The organism is Pararhizobium sp. P1_E7 (genome assembly GCF_056405855.1).
The window spans coordinates 1-20,497 of sequence record NZ_JBFUBH010000049.1; the positions used below are offsets into that span (position 1 = coordinate 1).

General features: G+C 60.6%; 21 protein-coding genes. 7 read left to right on the forward strand and 14 right to left on the reverse strand.

Annotation, left to right across the window (positions count from 1 at the left end):
* The 7 genes from AC1D17_RS23245 to AC1D17_RS23275 all read right to left on the reverse strand — a co-directional run.
* Positions 1 to 873: aldehyde dehydrogenase family protein (locus AC1D17_RS23245; protein WP_477567668.1), on the reverse strand; the 873-nt coding region annotated here is incomplete at its 3' end.
* A gap of 33 nt (positions 874 to 906) precedes the next feature.
* The gene (locus AC1D17_RS23250; RefSeq protein ID WP_477567669.1) at positions 907 to 2,145 is read right to left on the reverse strand and encodes an NAD(P)/FAD-dependent oxidoreductase; all 1,239 of its coding nucleotides are present in this window, start codon (positions 2,143 to 2,145) and stop codon (positions 907 to 909) included.
* A 63-nt stretch (positions 2,146 to 2,208) separates the two neighbouring features.
* Positions 2,209 to 3,087, reverse strand: coding sequence for a 4-hydroxy-tetrahydrodipicolinate synthase (gene dapA, locus AC1D17_RS23255; protein ID WP_477567670.1), 879 nt, complete (start codon positions 3,085 to 3,087; stop codon positions 2,209 to 2,211).
* A gap of 31 nt (positions 3,088 to 3,118) precedes the next feature.
* Positions 3,119 to 3,784 (reverse strand): amino acid ABC transporter permease, encoded by a 666-nt coding sequence (locus AC1D17_RS23260; RefSeq protein WP_477567671.1) that lies wholly within the window; start codon positions 3,782 to 3,784, stop codon positions 3,119 to 3,121.
* A 9-nt stretch (positions 3,785 to 3,793) separates the two neighbouring features.
* Entirely contained in the window at positions 3,794 to 4,456 is a 663-nt protein-coding gene (locus AC1D17_RS23265) for an amino acid ABC transporter permease (protein WP_477567672.1), read from the reverse strand.
* A gap of 9 nt (positions 4,457 to 4,465) precedes the next feature.
* Complete coding sequence (locus tag AC1D17_RS23270) at positions 4,466 to 5,248, reverse strand: amino acid ABC transporter ATP-binding protein (protein ID WP_477567673.1); 783 nt, start codon at positions 5,246 to 5,248, stop codon at positions 4,466 to 4,468.
* A gap of 65 nt (positions 5,249 to 5,313) precedes the next feature.
* Positions 5,314 to 6,147, reverse strand: coding sequence for a substrate-binding periplasmic protein (locus AC1D17_RS23275; RefSeq protein ID WP_477567674.1), 834 nt, complete (start codon positions 6,145 to 6,147; stop codon positions 5,314 to 5,316).
* Positions 6,148 to 6,344: 197 nt separating this feature from the next.
* On the opposite strand from AC1D17_RS23275, the gene AC1D17_RS23280 reads away from it, so the two are divergent.
* Positions 6,345 to 7,064 carry a GntR family transcriptional regulator gene (locus AC1D17_RS23280; protein ID WP_477567675.1) on the forward strand — a complete coding sequence of 240 codons (720 nt, stop codon included), beginning with the start codon at positions 6,345 to 6,347 and terminating at the stop codon, positions 7,062 to 7,064.
* Between the two features lie 3 nt (positions 7,065 to 7,067).
* Positions 7,068 to 7,853, forward strand: coding sequence for a pyrroline-5-carboxylate reductase (locus AC1D17_RS23285; RefSeq protein ID WP_264223717.1), 786 nt, complete (start codon positions 7,068 to 7,070; stop codon positions 7,851 to 7,853).
* A gap of 207 nt (positions 7,854 to 8,060) precedes the next feature.
* Here the strand turns inward: AC1D17_RS23285 and AC1D17_RS23290 are convergent, their stop codons facing one another.
* From AC1D17_RS23290 to AC1D17_RS23310, 5 genes are all read right to left on the reverse strand, one after another.
* Positions 8,061 to 9,698, reverse strand: coding sequence for an FGGY-family carbohydrate kinase (locus AC1D17_RS23290; protein ID WP_477567676.1), 1,638 nt, complete (start codon positions 9,696 to 9,698; stop codon positions 8,061 to 8,063).
* 65 nt (positions 9,699 to 9,763) lie between these two features.
* Positions 9,764 to 10,492 (reverse strand): SDR family oxidoreductase, encoded by a 729-nt coding sequence (locus AC1D17_RS23295; protein ID WP_477567677.1) that lies wholly within the window; start codon positions 10,490 to 10,492, stop codon positions 9,764 to 9,766.
* Positions 10,493 to 10,520: 28 nt separating this feature from the next.
* Entirely contained in the window at positions 10,521 to 11,774 is a 1,254-nt protein-coding gene (locus tag AC1D17_RS23300) for a sugar ABC transporter permease (RefSeq protein WP_477567678.1), read from the reverse strand.
* Complete coding sequence (locus AC1D17_RS23305) at positions 11,771 to 12,592, reverse strand: ATP-binding cassette domain-containing protein (protein WP_477567679.1); 822 nt, start codon at positions 12,590 to 12,592, stop codon at positions 11,771 to 11,773. Before AC1D17_RS23305 ends, AC1D17_RS23300 begins: the two co-directional genes overlap by 4 nt.
* 66 nt (positions 12,593 to 12,658) lie before the next feature.
* On the reverse strand, positions 12,659 to 13,705 hold the full coding sequence (locus AC1D17_RS23310; RefSeq protein WP_477567680.1) for an ABC transporter substrate-binding protein: 1,047 nt from the start codon (positions 13,703 to 13,705) through the stop codon (positions 12,659 to 12,661).
* Positions 13,706 to 13,979: 274 nt separating this feature from the next.
* Here AC1D17_RS23310 and AC1D17_RS23315 point away from each other — a divergent pair, with 274 nt between their 5' ends.
* Both AC1D17_RS23315 and AC1D17_RS23320 read left to right on the forward strand, forming a co-directional pair.
* Positions 13,980 to 14,999, forward strand: a complete 1,020-nt coding sequence (locus AC1D17_RS23315) for a LacI family DNA-binding transcriptional regulator (protein ID WP_477567681.1) — start codon at positions 13,980 to 13,982, stop codon at positions 14,997 to 14,999.
* A 49-nt stretch (positions 15,000 to 15,048) separates the two neighbouring features.
* Positions 15,049 to 15,345, forward strand: a complete 297-nt coding sequence (locus AC1D17_RS23320; RefSeq protein WP_477567682.1) for a DUF1214 domain-containing protein — start codon at positions 15,049 to 15,051, stop codon at positions 15,343 to 15,345.
* A 354-nt stretch (positions 15,346 to 15,699) separates the two neighbouring features.
* Here AC1D17_RS23320 and AC1D17_RS23325 read toward each other — a convergent pair whose 3' ends face one another.
* Together AC1D17_RS23325 and AC1D17_RS23330 are read right to left on the reverse strand one after the other, a co-directional pair.
* The gene (locus tag AC1D17_RS23325) at positions 15,700 to 17,016 is read right to left on the reverse strand and encodes an aspartate aminotransferase family protein (RefSeq protein ID WP_477567683.1); all 1,317 of its coding nucleotides are present in this window, start codon (positions 17,014 to 17,016) and stop codon (positions 15,700 to 15,702) included.
* A 3-nt stretch (positions 17,017 to 17,019) separates the two neighbouring features.
* Entirely contained in the window at positions 17,020 to 18,030 is a 1,011-nt protein-coding gene (locus AC1D17_RS23330) for a phosphotransferase (protein WP_477567684.1), read from the reverse strand.
* Between the two features lie 240 nt (positions 18,031 to 18,270).
* On the opposite strand from AC1D17_RS23330, the gene AC1D17_RS23335 reads away from it, so the two are divergent.
* From AC1D17_RS23335 to AC1D17_RS23345, 3 genes are all read left to right on the forward strand, one after another.
* Complete coding sequence (locus tag AC1D17_RS23335) at positions 18,271 to 18,951, forward strand: GntR family transcriptional regulator (protein WP_477567685.1); 681 nt, start codon at positions 18,271 to 18,273, stop codon at positions 18,949 to 18,951.
* Positions 18,952 to 19,025: 74 nt separating this feature from the next.
* Positions 19,026 to 19,766 (forward strand): SDR family NAD(P)-dependent oxidoreductase, encoded by a 741-nt coding sequence (locus AC1D17_RS23340; protein ID WP_477567686.1) that lies wholly within the window; start codon positions 19,026 to 19,028, stop codon positions 19,764 to 19,766.
* Between the two features lie 222 nt (positions 19,767 to 19,988).
* Positions 19,989 to 20,497 (forward strand): type 2 periplasmic-binding domain-containing protein (locus AC1D17_RS23345; protein WP_477567687.1); only part of this gene is annotated, 509 nt, incomplete at its 3' end.

The following is a 20,497-nucleotide window of genomic DNA, read 5'->3' on the forward strand; positions in this document are numbered from 1 at the left end:
GCGCGAGGTTGCCGAACAGACCTGACCCTGGTTCCAGAAGATGCCGAACATGATCCATTCGACGGCTTCATCGATATCGGCATCCTCGAAGACGACGAAGGGCGACTTGCCGCCGAGTTCGAGGCTCACGCGCTTGATGTCGCGAGCAGCCGCGGCCATGATTTTGGAGCCGATCGGTCCCGATCCTGTAAATGCCAGCTTGTCGACCCCCTTGTGATCGATGATCGCCTGGCCAGCCACGGAACCGGCGCCGGTCAGAATGTTCAATACCCCTGCAGGCAGGCCGACGTCGTCGGCAATGGCGGCCAACTCAAGCGCCGTCAGCGACGTTTGTTCAGCGGGTTTGAGAACAATTGTGCATCCAGCCGCAAGCGCCGGTGCGACCTTCCAGGCGGCCATCAGCAGCGGATAGTTCCATGGAATTATGGCTCCCGCGACACCAATCGGCTCCCTCACCGCCTTGGACGTGAACCGGTCATCGGCGAGGACAATGTACTCTTCCGGATTGCTATCGAGCTGCTCGGCAAGGCCCGCGTAGAAATCAAAACATCCTGCAGCATCCGCAACATCCCAGTCCGCTTCTGGAAAAGGTTTGCCGTTGTCGAGAACTTCCAACCGGGCGATCTCTGCCTGGCGCGCACGAATGCCGTCGGCGATGGAACGAAGATAGGTCGCACGCTGGGCGCCGGACAGTTTCGGCCAGCCATCCTTGTCGAAAGCGCGGCGGGCCGCCTTGACGGCGAGGTCGACGTCTTCCTCGGTCGCGGCGGCAATCGTTTGAATGACTTCCTCGGTCGCAGGGTTCGTGACCTCGGTGCTAGCACCCCTGATGGGCTTGACCCATCTGCCGTCGATGTAGAGTTCGTTTCGCATTACCGTTTCCTTCCTGTCGAGCGTGGCGTCCGGTTAAAACCGGTCGACGCGATAGGGTTTCATGTCGATGGGCGGCGTGACGCCCGTGATGAGATCGGCCATCAAACGCGCGGTGGTCGCGCCATATGTCAGCCCGAGATGCCCATGGCCGGTGGCGTACCAGACGTTCTTCCGCTTTGCCGATGGGCCCATGACCGGAACGGTGTCCGGCATGGCCGGGCGATGCCCCATCCATTCGGTCGTATTTTCCACCTTCAGATGAGGCAGTGCCTCCCTCGCCCGCTTCACCAGAACCTTGGAGCGTCTGTAGTCTGGCGCAGCATCGAGGCCGGCCATTTCGACCGTGCCGCCGACGCGGATGCCGCCGGCCGTCGGCGTGACCATGAAGGCCCGTGCCGGCCAGATCATCGAGTGGCGGATCGAAAGACCCGGCGCCATGATCTGCGTATGGTAGCCGCGCTCCGTTTCGAGCGGGATCGGCTCCTGCAGCATTGCCGACAGGCGTGCGGTGAAAGCTCCGGCCGCCAGGACCACCGATCCGGCTTCAAGCCGGCGGCCATCAGCGAGGCGCAAGGCTGTAACGCCGGAATTGTCGTGATCGAAACCGACGACCTCTCCCTGCTGAATAACACCGCCAAGCTCTTGGAATTTTTCGAAGAGTTTCAGAACGAGTTTATACGGATCGGAGATGGAACGATTGTCAGGAAAAAGCAGTGCCTTGCTAATCTTAGTCGTCAAAGCAGGTTCCAGATGACGAATGGCGTCGCCGCCGAGGATTTCGTAACGGAAGCCGAAACGATCCAGAATCTCGACATGATCCCGGTCCGCGTGGAATTCCGCCTCATCGGCGTAAACGCTCAGGCAGCCTTCTCTGCTGAGCATATCCTGAAGACCCGTCGTCTTCAGCAGATCGTCGAGATCCTCGTAAACCCGTGCGCACAGGGCAGCCCCCGCAGCCTCAAGCGCCCTGAGCTTCGACGGGCGGCTCGCCTCGAGAAAACGCAGAAACCAGGGGATAAGGCGGGGCAAGTAGGAGGGGCGGATGCGCACCGGGCCTTCCGGATCAAGCAACCATTTCGGCATCTGCGCCCAGATTCCCGGCCGGGAGGCCGGCATAAATTCCGTCACCGCAATGCTCGCCATGTTGCCATAGGACGCACCCTGCCCCGGCCCGGTCTTGTCGACCAGCACGACGGACTGGCCGCGGCGCTGCAACTCGTAGGCAATGGCCGTACCAATGATGCCGGCTCCGACGACGACGATGGGAGACACTTCTTTTCCTCAGGCTCAAGAGATAACGACCGGGGCGCTGTCGCGCCCCGACAGAGATGACGCCTACCAGTTCAGGATAGGCTGCATGGCTGCGGTGAATTCCGCCTTCTCATCGGTGGTCAGCTCGCCGAGCGGAGCCCGGCAAATACCGACTGGAAGCCCCTGCAGTTCGCAGCCATACTTGACCTTCTGCACGAACTTGCCGCTCTCCAGGATGTTCATGRCACGATAGAGAACCACCATCTTCTCGCGCGCCTCGGCAAGGTCGCCCGAGCGGAAGGTGCGGTCCAGATCGACGCAGGCCTTCGCCATGCAGTTCGCCGGTCCACAGATCCAGGCGTCGGCACCCCAGAACATGAAATCAAGGGCAATGTCGTCGGATCCCGAGATCAGATCGAGGCGCCCCTTGTAGCGGGCATGGATATCGATCGCCCGTTGAAGCGAACCGGAGCTCTCCTTGATGCCGAGAACGCGCGGATCATCGGCCAGTGCGTCGAGGATGTCGAAGCCGATCTCGACACCATCCTTGTAGGGATAGCTGTAGAGGACGAGGTTGATGTCGGTTTCCGTCAGCACCATCTCGAAATGCGCCAGAAGCTCTTCCTGGGTCGGGCGGGTATAAAACGGCGTGGCGAGCAGAACGGTGTCGTAACCGATCTCCTTGGCGCGCAAGGTGTTCTCGATGACCTCGCGGGTCGCCGGTGCATTCGTGCCGGCGATCAGGGCCTCGCCTTCGTTGGCGAAATCCTTGACGAATTTCAGCACCTCATCCCGCTCCGCATTGGTAAGCGCGGAATATTCGCCGGTCGATCCCATCGGCACCCAGCCTGTCACGCCCGCAGCGCGCAGGGCAGTCAGATGTTTTTCATAAGCTTTGAAATCGACCTTGCCGTTTGCGTCGAAAGGGGTGATGAGCGCGGGCATGACGCCGGACAGTTTCATGGGGTGTCTCCTGTCTGTGAAGCTGTTGCGATTAGATGGCGAGTTTCCTGAGGATCCGGGCCTCGATGACCGAGACGGCCCGTGTCAGGGGAAACGCAATGACGAAATAGATGAGCGCCACGACCGTGAGCACTTCGACCGGCCTTGCGGTGTTGTTGGAGATATTCTGGCCGACGAACATCAGATCGGCCATGCCTACGGCCGAAACCAGCGCGCTCTCCTTGAAGAGACTGACGCAGTTCGACAGCAGTGTCGGAATGGCGCGAAGAACCGCCTGCGGCAGAACGACATTGATGACCTGTACGTTCCTCGGCAGCCCAAGCGCCACACAGGCATCAAATTGCTCCGGCCCGATCGACTTCAGGCTCGCCCGGAAGGTCTCGCTGGTGATTGCTCCCATGTACAGCGTCAGCGCAACGACGCCGGACGTGAAGTTGGAGAGCTCGACACCAAGCATCAGCGGCAGGCAGAAGAAGATCCAGAACAATTGGACAAGGACCGGCGTGCCGCGGAAGAATTCGACATAGGCGCTGGAAACCGCCCGAACGGCGATGTTGCGCGACGTGCGGGCAAGGCCGACGGCAAAGCCCAGCGCGCAACCGAGCACGATACAGATCACAGTGAGTTTGAGCGTCGTCCATAGTCCGAGCAGAAGCGCGTACTGGAATTTGGACAGGATCGAGAAATCGAGTTCCATGACGTGCCCCTAGCTGACGAGAAGCTGCCGGCGGCGCTCAAGCAGGCCGACGATCTGGGTTACCGGGAAAGACACCGCGAAATAGATCAGAGCGACCACGGTGAATGTCTCGATCGGGCGATAGGTCTCCGTTGCCAGGGATTTGCCCTGGTACATGAGATCCTGGATCGCGACGATCGCAACGAGGGCGCTCTGCTGGAAGATCACGATGCCATTGGTCAGGAGAACCGGCACCGAAGCACGGAAAGCCGTTGGAAAGACGATATGGAGAATGCGCTGGATCGGCGTCAGGCCAAGGGCGATCCCGGCGTCGATCTGCTCTTTGGGCACCGCTTGGATGGACGCCCGGTAGGCTTCGGCATTGAAGGCCATCAGATTGAGGCCCAGAGCCAGCACGCCCATCGTGATCGGATCGAGAAACACGTCGAACAGCATCGGCACGCAATAGAAGATCCAGACAATCTGGACGATCGCGGGCGTGCAGCGAAAGAACTCGACGAACAGCATGAACGGTAGCCGGACGAGCTTGAACGGGCTCATGATCAGCAGCGCCAATCCGAAGCCGAACACGATGCCGATGACATTGGCGGCGACCGTCAGTTCAAGCGACACCCATAGGCCCTTGAGCAAGGGTGCAAGCGAGACCGCGTTGAAGTCGAATGTGTAATCCACCCTCGCCTCCTATTGGTTGATGTGAAAGACACGGTCGATGAATTCCTTGGTCCGTTCCTCTTTCGGAGACCCGAGCACCTGCTCCGGCGGACCGTCCTCGACCACCACTCCGCCTGCGCAGAAGATGACCCGCGAGGCAATATTCCTGGCGAACCACATATCGTGGGTGACGATCATCATCGGCATGTTCTGGGCGGCTAGCTGCAGGATGACCTGCTCGACTTCGCCCACCAGTTCCGGGTCCAGCGCCGACGTTACTTCGTCGAACAACATCAGCTTCGGATCGAGCATCAAGGCGCGGGCGATGGCAACGCGCTGCTTCTGGCCGCCGGAAAGCTGGGCCGGATAGGCCCTCGCCTTCGCACCCAGCCCGAAACGCTCCAGGAGGATCTGCGCCCGATCCTGCGCCTTGGCCTTTGCTTCGCCGCGCACCTTGCAGGGAGCAAGGATGAGATTCTGCAGGACATTGAGATGCGGAAACAAGGTGTAATGCTGGAAGACCATTCCGATCGAGCGGCGGACGCTCATGTCGATGACGGTCTTGCTCTCACTGCTCCCGGAGGAGATGTACGGCTTTCCGTCAAAGGTCACCGAACCTCTGTCGATCTTCTCCAGCCCCATCATCACCCGCAGCAGGGTACTCTTGCCGCCGCCGCTTGGGCCGATGACGACAACGCGTTCACCCGGCTTCATTTCGATATCGATGCCTTTCAGCACCTGGACTGCGCCGTCGGCATAGCTCTTGTGGAGCGCCTGCATTTTGACGAGGGGAAGACTGAAGGACATGGTCATGGCCGCTCTCGGTTCATCTTAAAACCAGAAGAAGGCGTCGGCGACATGCGCCGACGCCAACAGGATCAGTTGGAACTGCTGAGAACCTGATCCACCGCCTTGCGGATCAACTCGTCGACATGACCGGTCGCGACCTTTTCCTCCAGGAAGATATTGACCACTTCTACATCGGCGGCCGACATGCCGTGCGGCAGGCCGAACGAAACACCCTGCTTGGCAAGCGCAGGCGTCGGATTGATCGCCACCGCCCAATCCGGGTTGGCCTGTGTGAGAAGCTGGTTTGTGTCCGAAGCGTCGACCAGGAGATCGGCGCGTTTGGAATTCAGCGCGAGGCGCGTTTCATCGTTTCCAGGCAGGCGCATGATCGTCGCGTTCTTGACGACGGCCGAGATCGCCTTGTCCTGCGCGGTACCGGACATGACGGCGATCGTCACATCGGCCTTGTCGATATCGGCGACCGAAGCGGCGCCCTGCGGGATCTTCGGGTTGCTTTTGTTGTAGGCAAGCGAGATCTGGTATTCCATCGCCGGGATCGAGAACTGGACGGCCATGGCGCGGGCCGGCGTGCGGTTGAGCGCCAGCGACATGTCCCACTTCCCGGCCTGGAGACCGGCAACGATATTATCCCAGGTCGTGTCGATGAATTCGGCTTTCACCTTCAGCGTGTCGGCGAACTCGCGGCAAAGATCAGCATAGAAGCCGGAATATTCTCCGGTCGCCGGGTCCCGCATGATGTACGGCGGAGCCACTGCAGCACCGCATTTCAGGACACCCGCAGTCTGGACCCCCTGCCAATATCCCTCGACAGTCTGGGCGTGAGCGGCTGGTACGGAAAGAGCACCCACGAGAGCGAGCGCTGGCACTGCCCGCGCGGCGGACGTGATCATCTTCGAGAACATCGGTATTCCTCTTTTGCTGTGCGCGTGATGCGCGGTTCCACTCGTCGGCTCTGGCCGTTTCTGTTATTTCATGTCGGCTACGTGTCGACTGAATAATATTTGTCAACAGCGTGTCGACAAAGTCAAGCGGAAAAATTACATTGCCGGGACGATGGTTTTCTGGCCCAATGCCGCATCTGCCGATGAAAGGGACCTAAGTGTCTGACGAGACTGAAGTGAAACGAATCYGGGGTACCGGCTGGAAAAGCGTCTACGACACGCTCCGCAACGAGATTTTGGCGCTGACGCTGCCCCCCGGCCAACTTCTCGACGAAACGACCCTTGCGGAGCGTTTCGACATGTCCCGCTCACCCGTGCGGGAAGCACTGATCCGCCTCGGAGCGGACGAGCTCGTGGTGACCCTGTCGAACCGCAGCACGATTGTCGCGCCGATCGAGGTCGCCACCTTTCCAAAATATGTGGAAGCCCTGGACATAGCCCAGCGCATGAACACCCGCCTTGCTGCCGCGTTGCGCACCGATACCGATCTGAAGGTCATCGCCAAGCGTGACAAGGCCTTTGCGACGGCAGTCAGGACCGGCAATCACCTCGCCATGTCCGAGGCGAACAAGGAATTCCATATGGCGATCGCCTATGCTGGCAAGAACCAGTATCTCGCGTCGTTCTACGAGAAGCTCCTGTCCCAGGGCCAGCGCATGCTCCACCTCCATTTCGAGTACCTTGAGCGAACACATGAAGGGTATCTGCTGACGGACGAACATAGCCAAATGCTGGACGCCATCCGGGACAAGAATGTCGATCTGGCCGACGAGCTCGCGCATGCTCATACCCGCCAGTTCCAGGACAATTTCATCAACTTCATGCGCGAAAACTACACGACCGACGTCACGCTCGGTCCGTTGCGAGCCGCGGAGTAGATCGTGAGCGTCAACAGCATTGGCTTTGTCGGCACCGGCGCCATTACCGAAGCGATGGTTCGCGGACTTCTGACCACCACCCCCTATGCGGCCGAAGTGCACCTTTCTCCGCGCAGCGCGGATATAGCCGCCCGGCTTGCCGCCGACTTCCCATCGGCGCGCGTGGCCAAGGACAATCAGGCGGTCGTCGATCTTAGCGAGATCGTCTTTCTCGCCGTCCGGCCGCAGATCGCCAAAGAGGTCATTGAGGCGCTTTCCTTCCGGCAAGGCCAGTTGGTCATCAGCGTCGTCGCGGCAATAGAGCGGCAGAACCTGCTCGACTGGATCGGCGCCGACGTGCATCTGGTGCAGGCGATCCCGTTGCCATTCGTCGAGGACCGTCTCGGCGTCACCGCGATCTATCCGCCGGACGTCGAAGTCGCTTCTTTGTTCGACGCCCTCGGCAATGCGGTCCAGTGCGAAACGAAAAAGGAATATGACCTTCTCGCGGCCGCCAGCGCACTGATGTCGACTTACTTCGGCGTCATGGAATTCGCAACGGAATGGCTGGCGGACAAGGGCCTTGAAAGATCGAAGGGGCGAGCCTATCTCGCGCCGCTTTTCCAGAGCCTCGCAGATAGAGCGCAAAAAACCGACATCGAATCCTTCAGCGAGTTAAGCCGGGAGTTCGCCACCAAGGGCGGGCTGAACGAACAGGTGCTCTCGGATTTTGAAACCAAGGGTGGAAAGGCGGCGCTGACCCAGGCTCTGGACGGCGTGCTGGCACGCATCGAGGGTGCGAAAAGCTAGAAAAAGGTTGGTGGTGTGCATTGCGACATCAGCATGATCGCTTTCTGTTCCGCCGTCTCTAGGAAGCCGAATCCGCCGGTTGGGAATGACGGGGGCATCCCGGACGAGACAACTAGCGAAGCAGAACGACTGCTTCTGGGAGCTTCAGTGGGTGGTTGGGCGACCGACATGCGGGCGCTATCCAGACGTGACAGCGCMCATGCCCCTCTAACTCAAACGGATTTCGCGAGCCAGGGCCTGTAGCTGCCTGAACGCATCGTACCGCTTGGCATGCAGTACAGCGGTTTCGCCTCCTTCTGGCTGGTAGGTGTGATCGGTCGCTGAGAGGGCTGCCATCGCCTCGCGCACATCGTGGAAGATGCCGCCGGCGACGCTGCCGAGGATGGCGGCGCCGAGCAGGACCGGTTCTTCCGCACGCGTTGCCAGCAGAGGTTTTCCCGTCGCATCGGCGAGAAGTTGGCGGACCAAGTCGAGTTGGCCGGCGCCGCCGCTGATCACGATCTTGTCGATCGGCGCTCCAGCGGCCGCTTGGACATCAATGATCTGACGAAGGCCATAGCCGATGCTGCACAGGCCTGCGATGTAGAGCGAGATGAGATTGTCGAGATCGGGATCCATGCCGAGACCGACAACCGCAGCGCGGGCATGCGGATCAGCAAAGGGCGCCCGGTTTCCAAGGAATTCCGGCACGACGTGCAAGCCGTTCGCACGTTCCGCCACGCCGGATAGTGTTTCGGCGTTTTCTGCCGCCAATTCGGCAAGCAGAACCGGTAGGGCAAGGCCGCGCGACTTCGCCAGCGCGGTCGCTTCGCTTGCAGCCGGATGGAAGGACAGGAGCTGGTCGATTGCAGCACCCGCCGCCGACTGGCCCCCTTCGTTCAGCCACATGCCAGGCACCATCGCCGAAAAATACGGCCCCCAGACGCCAGGCACGAACACCGGCTCATGCGTCGAGGTCATCGTGCAGGACGACGTACCGAAGACATAGCCAAGATTGTTTTCCGGTGGGCCATCCACTCCAACGGTCCCGATCCCGCCCGCATGGGCATCGATCATGCCAGCTGCCACCGGCGTGCCGACAACTAGGCCGAGGTCAGCCGCCGCCCGCGCCGTCAAGCCGTTACCGAGCGGCGTGCCGGGCTCGACGACATGCTGGCCGATGCGGGCAAAGTCCTCGTCGGCCAGGACGCCGAGACCGATACCGTGGAAATAGCTCGGGTCCCACCGCTTTTCATGCGCGAGATAGGTCCACTTGCAAGTGACCGTGCAGGTAGACCGGGCGAGATCGTCCGTAGCGCGCCATGTAAGGAAATCTGCGAGATCGAAAAACTGCCAGGCAGTGTCAAAAATCTGCGGACGGTTTTCCTTGAGCCAGAGGAGTTTTGGTGTCTCCATCTCCGGCGAAATTAGGCCGCCGACATAGCGCAACACTTCGTGGCCCTTGGCGTTGATGCGCTCGACCTGGTCCACGGCGCGGTGATCCATCCAGACGATGATGTCCCGCTTGGCATCCTCCGATGGACCGACGGCTAGCGACGTGMCATCCTTGCCAAGCACGACCAACGAGCAGGTCGCGTCGAAACCGATGCCGGCAATCTGCTCGGGCGCAACACCCGCCTTGGCAACGGCATCGCGCACGGAAGCGCTAACGGCAGCCCAGATCTCCGTGCTCGACTGCTCGACCATCGCGCCCGGTTCGCGAAACAGCGTGATGTCGTGCTTGCCGGATGAAAGCATCCGGCCGGCTAGATCGAAGACGCCGGCTCTTGCACTTCCCGTGCCGACATCGACGCCGATGAGGTAGCGTTCGCCGCCCGCTGGGCGTGCGGAGGAAATGTTGCTCATGATTCTACCGCCTGCAATCAGGAATGTTCTTGGCAGGCGGCGTCTTGCCACCCGCCTCTATGGCCTTAAAGATCGACGCTGTTCGGAAGGATCACCAGGTCGCGGATCGTGACGTTGCGCGGCCGCGTCAGCATGAAAAGCACGGCATCGGCAACCTCCTTCGGCTGCATGAGGCTGCCATTGGCAAGCGCCTCATCCATCTTCTCCTTCGGCCAGTCGTCGAGCAGTGCCGTGACCACCGGTCCGGGCAGGACCGCACCAACACGCACGCCATGCTGCGCCACTTGCCGGCGCGTGCTGTGCACGAAGGCCTGAACCGCGAATTTCGAGGCTGTGTAGATCGGCTCCCAGACAACGGGAACGACGCCGGCGATCGAGCTGGTAAACAGGATATCACCCGTCTTCTTCTCGATCATGTGGGATAGGACCGCGTGCACCGAGCGGAAGGCCGCGTTGATGTTGAGATTCAGCATTCGGTCCCAGGCGTCGGGGTCGCCCTCCGCCACCTGACCGCCAATATAGGCGCCGGCATTGGCGTGGAAGACATCTAGCCCGCCGGCGAGGTCGAGTATGCGCGGCAGCATGCCGGAGACCTCGGACGGCTTCAAAAGATCGACGACGAGCGGTAGGGCGTTCGGTCCCAGCCCCTTGCAGAGCACTTCCAGTTTGTCCTGCGCGCGGTCGATGAGCACCACTCTTGCTCCCTCCGATAACAGGGTGCGCGCGCATTCGAGGCCAATGCCGGAAGCGGCGCCCGTGATGGCAACGACTTTGCCTTTCATGAGGTCAGCCATGTTCAAAACTCCATTCCAATGGTTTCGGTCAGGCGCGGCCGTGGCTGACGCGAGAGCGGCGCGCGAGCGAGTCGACGATCACCGCGATCGCGAGAACGCCGCCGGTGATCATGTAGCGCAGCGATGAGCTGAGGTTCAACAGCGTCAGGCCGTTCGAAATCGCCTGGATGACGATGATACCCAGTAGGGCCGAATAAGCGCTGCCGCGTCCGCCGAACAGACTAGTGCCGCCGATAACCGCCGCTGCGATCGCGTTGAGATTGACGTCGCCGGTGCCCGCCTGCTGGCTCGACGAAGCAAGGCGGGACGCCGAAAGGACACCGCCGAGCGCGGCAAGTGTCGAGCAAAGCATGAAGGCGCTGGTATAGATGCGGCGCACGTTGATACCCGAGCGGCGCGCGGCTTCCTTGTTGCCGCCGACGGCGAACATTGAACGGCCCCATTGGGTGCGTGTCAGTGCATAGTTGAGGATGATCGCAAGGGCCACGAACAGCGCGAACATCCACGGCACGCCACGGCCGATATTGAGGTAGAAGACAGCCACTTCAAGCGCAACCGTCAGGACCAGGGCCTTTAGGATCAAGGCGCGCAGCGGCTGAGCGGAGAGGTTTGCCGCCTGGCGCTGGCGCATTGTCCGCACGCCTTTACCGATCATGACAAAGCCCGGCACCAATGCTAGCCCGTGGGAAAGCCAGTCCGGCATGATCAGGACCTGACCGAAGCGAACGAGTGAGGACGCATAGGGTAGGTTGATCGATCCGGTCGGGCCGAGGATGTAGAGTTGCAATCCAAGAAGAGCGAGCAAACCAGCAAGCGTGGCGATGAAGCTCGGCATGCCGAGACGATTGTAGAGGGTGGCATAAAGCAGGCCGATGCCCGCGCCGACGACAAGCGCTGCCAGGATGGCGCCGACGATTGGCAGTCCCATGTTCACCCAGAGTACGCCGACCATGGCCGATGCAAGTCCGCTCATGGAGCCGACAGAGAGATCTATTTCGCCGAGCACCAGCACGCAGATGATTCCAAGCGAGATGACGCCGACGGTCGCGCAATCGAACAGCAGATTGACCAAATTGTTGGGGGCAAGGAAGATCGGATTGAGCACCGAGAAAACGATTGAGATGACGACGAGGCCGACGGCGACCGGGAGCATACCGAGATCGCCGGCGCGCACGCGGTCAATGAACGCCCGTGCCATGCCGGAAAAGCTGTCATCGTGGCGCACGCGCTCGTCACTGCGGTCCAGCATAGTCTGGACGTTGTTTGAAGGGCTATGGCTCATGCGGCTCCCCCATGGTTTTCCTGAACGTGACCTGCCTTGCGGTCGAGGCGGCGCGAAACGGAATTGTCCGTCGCCCCCGTTATGGCGGAGATGAGCTCCTGATTGGACGATTCCGGCGTGAAGACACCGTTGTTGCGCCCCAGCCGCAGCACGACGATCCGATCGGCAACCGCACGCACGTCTTCCATGTTGTGGCTGATGATGATGACGCCGAGACCACGATCACGAACCCGCTCGATGAGGTTCAACACCTCCGCCGTCTGCGCCACGCCCAGTGCCGCCGTTGGCTCGTCGAGCATGATGAGCTTTGGATTGAGCAGCAGCGAGCGCGCAATCGCGACGGTCTGCCGCTGGCCGCCGGAGAGCGAAGCGATCGGCTCGCGGACGGAGGGGATACGCGCTGCAAGTTCGCGCAGGAGCGTCCAGGCGCGCACTTCCATCGCGACCTCGTCAAGCGCCCATGGTGACATTTCACGGCCCAGGAACAGGTTCGCCACGACATCGAGGTTCTCGCAGAGGGCGAGATCCTGGAACACGGTGGCAATGCCGAGATCCAGCGCCTCGGCTGGGCTGTCGAGCGTCACCGTCTGCCCGCAAAATTCGATCGAACCAGCGGACGGTTGGTGTACGCCCGCGAGCACCTTGATCAGCGTCGATTTGCCCGCGCCGTTGTCACCGACCAGCGCAACGACTTCGCCGGCTTTCACGTCGAGCTCGATATCCGTCAGTGCGGATACGGCCCCGAAATTTTTTGATACGCCGCTAAGACGCAGCACGGATTCTCCCTTGTCGGGAGCACTTTGAAGCGTGGCTGTCATGGCCCTGTGACCTTTCGACTGATCGAGGTGTCCGGCTGCGAGGCGCAGYCGGACACGATGTGCAGCTCAGTTGATGATGCCGAGCTTGCGGCAACCGTCAACATACTCGCCGGTGCAGACTTCTTCCGGCTTGTTGATGCCCTTGTCGAAGATTTCAGCCTTAATGTTCTCCGCCGTGACAACCGCCGGTACGAAAAGCTGCGAGGGCGTTTCGTACAGCTTATGGGTTGCTTCGGGCGTTTCGCCCTTGAGCAGCTTCACCGCCACGCCGGCCGCAGCCGCAGCAACGATTTCGGAGGGTTTGGAGATCGTGTTGTACTGGTCGCCCGAGATGATGAGCTGGAGGGCTGCGATCGTTGCGTCATTGCCGGTGACCGGCGGCATTTCCTTGACGCCGGCAGCCTTCAAAGCTGCGATCGCGCCGCCGCCGGTGCCGTCGTTTGCCGCAACGATACCCGTAATCTGGTCGCCGAAACGGGTAATCTGGCCAGCGGCCCATTCCTGAGCCTTTGGCGGCGCCCAGTCCGGCGTGTCATATTCGGCCAGCGTCTTGTAGGGCGAACCGTCCAGCGCAGAGTCGATACCGTCACGGATGAGGCCGGCGGCAGCATCGGTCGGCGAGCCATTGATCTGCAATACGCCGGCTCCATCCGCAACGCCCTTCGCCTTTAGGTAGTCGACCAGTGACTGGGCGATAGCGCGGCCGATGCCTTCATTGTCGAACGAAACGTAGTAGTCGGCCGGCTTGTCCGGGATCGGGCGGTCATAGGCGATAATCTTGACGTCCTGCGACTGGGCGATTTCGACTAGACCGGCGGCGGCGGCGGAATCGACTGGGTCGAGCACGATGATCTTGGCGCCCTGCGCAATTACCGAGTTGAACTGCTGCTGTTGGAGCGCGACGTCTGCGTTGGCATTCTGGTAGATCACCGTGCAGTTAGGGCAAAGCTTCGCCATCTCGGCCTTGAAGCCGGGATAGTCGTGCTGCTCGTAGCGGGTCGAAGCCTGGTCGGGCATCAGAAAGGCGACAGTCGCGGCATCCTGGGCAAAAGCGGCATTGCCGATCGACAGGATAAGGCTTGTCGATGTGAGCAGATAGGTAAGCGTCTTCATTGGTTTCCTCCATGGTTGATTTTCGCCAGCGACCTCAAGTCTCCCAAGGCGCCATGCACCGACGTCCCCGTAGCCTCCATCGGCGCACGAGTCATCTTCCGCTGCGGTCGCGCTGCAACGTCCCACGCTCGTCGGTGCTGTGTCTGACTCCTCCCTTGGGTCAGCCGCTGATTAGGCAACTCCATCGATGAAGCAAGCTTGCTCAATCGATGAAGCATGAATTGCCACCAATCCTTATTGGTGTCAAGGTGGTTCGCGAAAGCGGAGATGAAATGTGAATCGAACGAGCCAAACGAAAAGGACGACCATCTACGATCTGGCGGAATTGGCAGGCACGTCGGCCAGCGCCGTCAGCGCCGTGTTGAACGGCAACTGGAAGAAGCGCCGCATCAGTGTGAAGCTCGCCGAGAAGATCACAAAGCTCGCCGAAGAGCAGGGTTATGCGCTCAACATGCAGGCGAGCGTGCTGCGCCGGGACCGTTCCAAGATCATCGGCATGATCGTTCCGAAATACGACAACCGCTATTTCGGTTCGATCGTCGAGCAGTTCGAGGCACTTGCCCGCGAACGTGGCCTCTTTCCGATCATCACCTGCACGCGGCGCGATCCGGCGCTTGAACTGGAGGCGGCGCGCGCCATGCTGTCCTATCAGGTCGACTGCCTGATCGCGACGGGCGCCACCGATCCGGATCGCGTGATGGACCTGTGCTCCGCCGCCGGGGTCAGGACCATCAACCTCGACCTACCCGGCTTGCGCGCACCCTCCGTCATCTCCGACAATTATGGGGGCGCCCTCGAGCTGACGCGGCGCGTGCTTAACAACTGCGAAAAGGAATACGGCGGCAAGACACCCCTCCTCTTTGTGGGCGGTCGAGGTTCGGACCACAACACAATGGAGCGCGTCCGGGGGTTTCGCGATGCGCATGCACAGGCTGGCGTCGCGGTCGATGAGATGCTCGTGCTCACTTGCGGCTATGCCCCTGAAAAGGCGGAAAATGCCATGAAGCAACTGGCCGAGCGGCCGAGCAACCTGCCCCGCGGTATGTTCGTCAACTCGACCATTTCCTTGGAAGGCGTCATGCGCTGGATCCGCCGTTCCGGACACTATGCCAACCGGATGCCACAGCTTGGCTGCTTCGACTGGGATCCTTTCGTTGCCATGCTGGGCGATCATATCGAAATGGTGCGGCAGGATGTGCCCAAAATGCTGGAAGCGGTGTTTGCCATCATCGATTCCGGCGCCACGGACCTGACTGTTGTACAAATCCCGCCCATCGTGGAGAAGATCGGTTGAGGCGCAGGCACACGGCTGCACTCGGCAAACATTCCGCGGGGTGCGAAAAGTGGTTCCCTCATTAACACGCCTTACAAGCTGGTCGCTGACACTCTACACTTTTCCGGATCGCCTCCTCATGCGAACCCGCTTGATCGCCACTCCAGATCGGACCAAGGGCTTAGTGTACGGTGAGAATAAATGGCTCACGATCTATCCTGGCCACGTATCTCCTGGCGAGACGAAGAAGGGCAACTGGTTGCCGACACCAGAAGGAAAATACGGTCGTGTCGCGCGCGTATACCGCCCGCAAAAGGCTACGATTGATGGAAGCTGGAATTTGCCAACGCCCGAAGCTGCGCAATAGATGATTACTGGCTGGATGACCGGATTTGGCGCAAAGCGGTCATTCGCGCCAACATCGCCAAACGGCAGCTTTTGGCCCGATAGCTGTCTAAGCCCCCGATTGCTCGCCTTGATCGGGTTCGAACCCTCGAACCGCTATCTCGATCGCTTGGGATAACAATGATTTAATGAAGCTCCCCACCCTCGCCGCGCTGCAGCTTCTGATCGTGGATGGCGATTCTTCGCTGCACGCCTTCACACCGTCTGAACCAAAGCGTCAATCCGAGATACTACTTCCGAGCATTAAGTTTCTTGTCTCTGCATTCTGATGAAAATGAGCCGAGGCTGCGATGGTAGGCTCGGCTCATTTTTGTGATCAGAGCGATTTCAACACATCGCCCAACGCATCCACCAGCATGTCGGCATTTTCGCGGGAGAACACCAGCGGTGGCCGGATTTTCAGGATGTTGGCGTGGGGCCCGGACGCGCTGATAAGGATGCGGCGTTCGCGCAGGCCGTTGACGATGCGCGTCGTCAGCGTCGCGTCGGGGCGCTTGGCGACCGGGTCGGCGACGATCTCGACGCCGATAAATAGGCCGGAGCCGCGCACATCGCCGAAGGCCGGATGGTTGGTAGCCAAGCTCCTGAGGCCGTTCATCAGGTAGCGTCCGATTTCCAGTGCGTTCTGTTGCAGGCCCTCGACGCGGATCGTGTCGAGCACGGCCTTGCCGGCGGCGGCCGCGACCGGATTGCCGCCGAACGTGTTGAAATAGCGGGCGCGCGGGCCGAATTCAGCGATGACCTCCGGGCGCAACACGATGCCGGCCATCGGATAGCCGTTGCCCATCGGCTTGCCGATCGTCACCATGTCGGGTGCAACACCGTGACGCGCGAAGCCCCACATGGCCTCACCGGTGCGGCCAAAGCCCGGCTGCACTTCATCGGCGATGAAGAGGCCGCCCGCCTCGTGGATCGCGTCCACTGCTGGTTTCAAGAACCCCTTTGGTTCGGCGAAGATGCCGTCGCTGGAAAAGATCGTGTCGGCGATCAGCATGGCCGGTTTGATGCCGTGGCGCTTCAGGTCGGCGATCGCCGCGCGCACGTCGCGGCCAAACTTTTCCATCATCTCTTCCGGCGAATGACGGTAGCTGTCCGGCGCGGGGACGGTGCGCACATGCGAACCCAGTGTCACGGATTCGCCAAGCGAGGGCGAGAACTCGGCCACCGCGCTCGTCAGGCCGTGATAGGCGAGTTCGGTGGCGATGATGCCCGTGCCGCCGGTGACATAGCGAGCGATGCGCACCGCAAGGTCGTTCGCCTCGCTGCCGGTACAGGTGAACATGACCTGGCTGAGCGCTTCGGGGAAGGTCGCCGTCAGCGCCTCCGCATAATCGACAATACCTTCGTGCAGATAGCGCGTGTGGGTGTTCAGCACGGCGGTCTGCTGCGTGATTGCCCCCACCACACGTGGATGGCAATGGCCCAGCGAGGCGACGTTGTTGTAGGCGTCGAGGTATTTCTCGCCGGCGGCGTCATAGAGGAAGACGCCTTCGCCGCGCACGAGATGCAATGGCTTTTCGTAAAAGAGACGGTAGGCGGGCCCGAGCACCTTTTCGCGGCGCGCGATCAGCGCCCGTTCGGTCTCGTCCAACCGTTCAAAATCTTCGCGCGAGAAAGCGTTTACCATCGACATGATTCAGGCCTCGAAAAGGTTGGGCGCGAGCGTCTTGAGCCCCGCCGGTGTTAAATCGGATATGTTGAGGAGCCCCTGCCAGGCGAAGGCGTGGTTGCGCATGATGTAGTTGTGGTTCTCCGGAAAACGTGCCGAGCGCCATTCGGCGATGATGATTGACATTGCGAGCCGCGCCCGAGTGAGTACTGGCAGGAGTTCCATTTCGGCCGGTTCCAGAGTGCGCGCCGACAGGAAGCCCTCCAGGAAGGCGCCGGAGCGCGCCTCCCAGTTCTCCGACGCCAGATGATAGGAAAGTGCGACGGCGAGATCGTTGACGAGCGGCCCATACACCATATCGCCGAAATCGATGATGCCGACAACCTCGGTGGGTTCTGCCGGGTCGAGAAGGATATTGTGCGGGTTGAAGTCGTTGTGGATGATCTGGCGCCGCGTAAGTCCGGTGATTGAAGGCAACGCACGCTCGAATTCGAGAAGCACGGCTTCCGCCTGCGCGCGGCGTTCGGGAGCGACATGATCGACGACGGCGGCGAGATCCAGCGTGTGGGAGATATCCCACATCAGCTTTCCGGCGGGCGGGCGTCCGTTATAGTCCTTAAGACCAAGGCCAAGTTCCGCCAGTGCCCGGCCGACATTGCGGCTCTGTGCCTCGCAGGCGTGCGTGCGATACTGCAACTCACCGCGCAGGAAGGTGAGTAGGCGCATAATGCGCGGGCCGTCCGAAGTGGCCAGTGTGTGGCTCGGTTCGCCGTTCTTCGTCGGGACAAGCCGGGGTACGGGGACCGCAGGGGCGGTCGACGCCAGATGCAGCAGCGCGCCGTCCTGGAAGTCGAGTGCTGCCGGGTCTTCTGCGGGGTTGGCGATCTTGAGGACGAACTCGGTTCCGTCGCTGCGGATGAACAGAAAAGTCTCGTCACGCTCGCTGGAAAGCCGCTTTACCGTGCCGTCAAGGCCATAGATATCCGCGACTGCGGCCTCGGCATCGGCGAGCGATGTCGGCTCCCATGTCGCAGACATGGAATCTGTTTTCTTGGTGGCGGATGATTGCTCCGTCATGTTTACTCCGTCGCGCGATTTCCCGCATTCTCTTTGATAACCACCCTGTTTCGATGGGTCTGTCGTCCGTTGAAACAGGGTTTGGCACCCTTGCACCGATACCGTGGCTGGCGGAAGATGCCCGCTGCGGCAGATCGTACTTGAAACATGTCAAAAAAGATGCATCAAGTATCTTATTATTCTATTTCCCGGATCAATTCCATGCCTGAATTCACCACACTGGACTATGAGAACCTGAATAGCGCCGTCTATGGCACGTTGTGCGATGCTCTGATCCAGGGGCGGTTCCAGCCCGGCGACCGGCTGAAGATCCGCGATCTTGCCGAGCAGTTCGGTACGAGCGTCACGCCGATCCGCGACGCCATCCTCCGGCTTGCCAGTGACGAAGCGATCGTCTTTCGCTCGCCGCGCGATATCCGTATTCCGGGCCTGAGCGAAAGCCGGTACAGGGAGATTCGGTCGATCCGCATTCGGCTGGAGGGCCTGGCCGCAGAAACGGCTGCACAGGTGGCGACTAGCGCGGATATCGACGTTCTGGAGCGCATTTTACGCGAAAACGAGCTGGCAATTGATGCCGGCGATCGATTGAAAGGTACGGAACTTAACCAGGCCTTCCATTTCATGCTGCCGCAGATCGCCGGTCTTCCAGTTCTGAACGGCATCCTGCGACGGCTCTGGTTACAGATGGGACCGCACATTTCCGATGCCTATATTCAGGGCGGGCGAGCGATGATCGATCATCATTATCCCGTCATCGAAGCCCTGAAACGACATGATTCGGCCGCCGCATCCATGGCGATCGTTGATGACATCCTGCTCGGCGGCAAGCCTATTCTGGAACGCATAGAGCGCGACGAGCAGAGGCATGCGCGGCGGGGCTGACCTTTCGCGGGAGGAGGCTTGCATTTCGCCGAGCGCCTATTAGGATGTATCAAGCATCAACGGAGAATGCTCGCATGACCGAAGAACGCCGTTACATGTTGCTGACGGGCGCGAGCCGCGGCATCGGCCATGCCACGGTCAAGCTGTTTCAGTCGAAGGGTTGGCGCATCCTCACAGTTTCTCGTCAGGCTTTTTCCGAGGAGTGCGCCTGGCCGTCGGCCCGCGAAAGCCATATCCAGGCCGACCTGGCGGATCTCTCGCAGATCGACCGCCTTGCCGCGACCGTGCGCGAGCGCTTGCCGGACGGGCGGCTGCATGCGCTGGTCAACAATGCCGGCATCTCGCCGAAGGGACCGGAAAGGAGCCGCCTAGGCGTGATGGGCACAGACGCGGAGGTCTGGACGCAGGTGCTGAATGTCAATGTCGTCTCGACGGCGCTGATCGCCCGCGCGCTCATGCCGGAGCTTGAAGCGGCGAAGGGGTCGATCGTCAACGTCACCTCCATTGCTGGAACGCGTGTCCACCCCTTTGCCGGTGTTGCGTATGCGGCGTCCAAGGCGGCTCTCGGCTCGCTGACACGGGAAATGGCGCATGAATTTGGCCGCCGCGGGGTAAGGGCGAATGCCATCGCGCCGGGCGAGATCGAGACGTCGATCCTGTCGCCCGGAACGGATGCGTTGGTGGCCGCGGAAGTGCCAATGGGAAGGCTAGGAGAACCGCGCGAAGTTGCGGAAACCATTTATTTTCTCTGCACCGAGCCTTCGTCCTACATCAACGGCGCTGAAATCCACATCAATGGAGGGCAGCACGTCTGACAATGGTCAAAAAGGGGAAAATCCCCATTGACCGGTAATGACCGGAATCCATTCAATCGGTTGGAGGCGCCCAGGGGAAAGGGCGTGAAGATCAGAAAGATTGCACACCGCCGATAGGCCAAAGGTGAAGGTGGCGCCAACAGCTCGCATGAGATCGTCATCGGAGCCGGACTATTCGGTTCCTTCAGTAACGAAGAAAAGGGGAATGCAATGAAGACTTTCATGAAACCTGCAATTCTGACGGCCGCTGCCGTCGTTCTGTCAGCAAGCCTTGTCGCACCGGTTTTCGCGCGGGACCTAACTGTCGTCTCCTGGGGTGGCAATTATCAGGATGCGCAGCGCAACATCTATTTCAAGCCTTTCTCCGAGAAGACCGGCAAGCCGGTGCTCGATGAAGCCTGGGATGGCGGCATCGGTGTCATCCAGTCGAAGGTGAAGGCCGGCGCGCCGAACTGGGATGCCGTGCAGGTCGAGGCCGAAGAACTGGCGCTCGGCTGTGCCGACGGTCTCTATGAAAAGATCGACTGGGACAAGATGGGCGGCAAGGACAAGTTCCTCGATACCGCCGTCAATGACTGTGGCGTCGGCGCCATCGTCTGGTCGACGGCGATCGCCTATGACGGCGACAAGCTGAAGGAAGGTCCGGCCTCTTGGGCGGATTTCTGGAACGTCGAAAAGTTCCCCGGCAAGCGCTCGCTGCGCAAGGGTCCAAAATACACGCTGGAATTCGC

Excerpts from the sequence above, each read along its gene's own strand:
- AC1D17_RS23260 (WP_477567671.1), bottom strand. The coding sequence starts at position 3,784 with ATGGAACTCGATTTCTCGATCCTGTCCAAATTCCAGTACGCGCTTCTG.
- AC1D17_RS23270 (WP_477567673.1), bottom strand. The coding sequence starts at position 5,248 with ATGACCATGTCCTTCAGTCTTCCCCTCGTCAAAATGCAGGCGCTCCAC.
- AC1D17_RS23275 (WP_477567674.1), bottom strand. The coding sequence starts at position 6,147 with ATGTTCTCGAAGATGATCACGTCCGCCGCGCGGGCAGTGCCAGCGCTC.
- AC1D17_RS23295 (WP_477567677.1), bottom strand. The coding sequence starts at position 10,492 with ATGGCTGACCTCATGAAAGGCAAAGTCGTTGCCATCACGGGCGCCGCT.
- AC1D17_RS23300 (WP_477567678.1), bottom strand. The coding sequence starts at position 11,774 with ATGAGCCATAGCCCTTCAAACAACGTCCAGACTATGCTGGACCGCAGT.
- AC1D17_RS23305 (WP_477567679.1), bottom strand. The coding sequence starts at position 12,592 with ATGACAGCCACGCTTCAAAGTGCTCCCGACAAGGGAGAATCCGTGCTG.
- AC1D17_RS23310 (WP_477567680.1), bottom strand. The coding sequence starts at position 13,705 with ATGAAGACGCTTACCTATCTGCTCACATCGACAAGCCTTATCCTGTCG.
- AC1D17_RS23325 (WP_477567683.1), bottom strand. The coding sequence starts at position 17,016 with ATGTCGATGGTAAACGCTTTCTCGCGCGAAGATTTTGAACGGTTGGAC.
- AC1D17_RS23330 (WP_477567684.1), bottom strand. The coding sequence starts at position 18,030 with ATGTCTGCGACATGGGAGCCGACATCGCTCGCCGATGCCGAGGCCGCA.
- AC1D17_RS23335 (WP_477567685.1), top strand. The coding sequence starts at position 18,271 with ATGCCTGAATTCACCACACTGGACTATGAGAACCTGAATAGCGCCGTC.
- AC1D17_RS23340 (WP_477567686.1), top strand. The coding sequence starts at position 19,026 with ATGACCGAAGAACGCCGTTACATGTTGCTGACGGGCGCGAGCCGCGGC.